1 protein-coding gene is annotated in these 659 nt (G+C 45.7%); it reads left to right on the top strand.

Going from position 1 to position 659, the window contains the following annotated elements; all coding sequences use genetic code 11:
* On the top strand, positions 1–659 hold a 659-nt coding region (locus GCWU000341_RS06175; RefSeq protein ID WP_009214970.1), incomplete at both ends, for a transposase.

Genomic DNA, 659 nt, shown 5'->3' with positions numbered 1-659 from the left:
CTATGCTTCCATGAACCGTCAGTTTTCCAGCCGCGACATTGAAACAGCCTGCAGAAGGGACATTAACTTTATGTTCCTTCTTGAAGGAATGCCGGCTCCGGATCACTCCACGATCGCAAGGTTCATTTCGCTTCATCTGTCTGCCTGTTCCAAGACGCTTCTGTCTGACATGACATCGATTCTTCATGATCTCGGAGAGATTTCCGGCAAGACCCTATTTATTGATGGGACAAAGATCGAATCCTGCGCGAACAAGTATACGTTTGTCTGGAAAAAATCCGTTACAAAGCATCAGGCCCGCCTGTTTGAAAAGATCCTTTCTTTTATCGAAGAATGCGAAACTTTGTATGGAATCAAAGTGGTCTATAACGGTAAAGCGACACTGCACACCATGAAACGGCTGCGCAAAAAGCTCTATCAGATCAAAGGAGAAGAACAGATCACCTTTGTCTATGGAATCGGCCATCGGAAAAGTCAGCTGCAGAAATCCATTGAAATGCTGGAAGGATATATCAGCAAACTGAAAGAATACACAAAGCATCTTCATATCTGCGGGGAGAGGAACAGTTATTCCAAGACCGACCCGGATGCGACCTTCATGCGTCTGAAAGAGGATGCCATGCTGAACGGGCAGTTAAAGCCGGCTTATAATCTTCAGC

This window comes from Oribacterium sp. oral taxon 078 str. F0262 (assembly GCF_000160135.1).
Lineage (GTDB): Bacteria > Bacillota > Clostridia > Lachnospirales > Lachnospiraceae > Oribacterium.
This window is presented reverse-complemented; position numbering and strand designations above follow the sequence as displayed.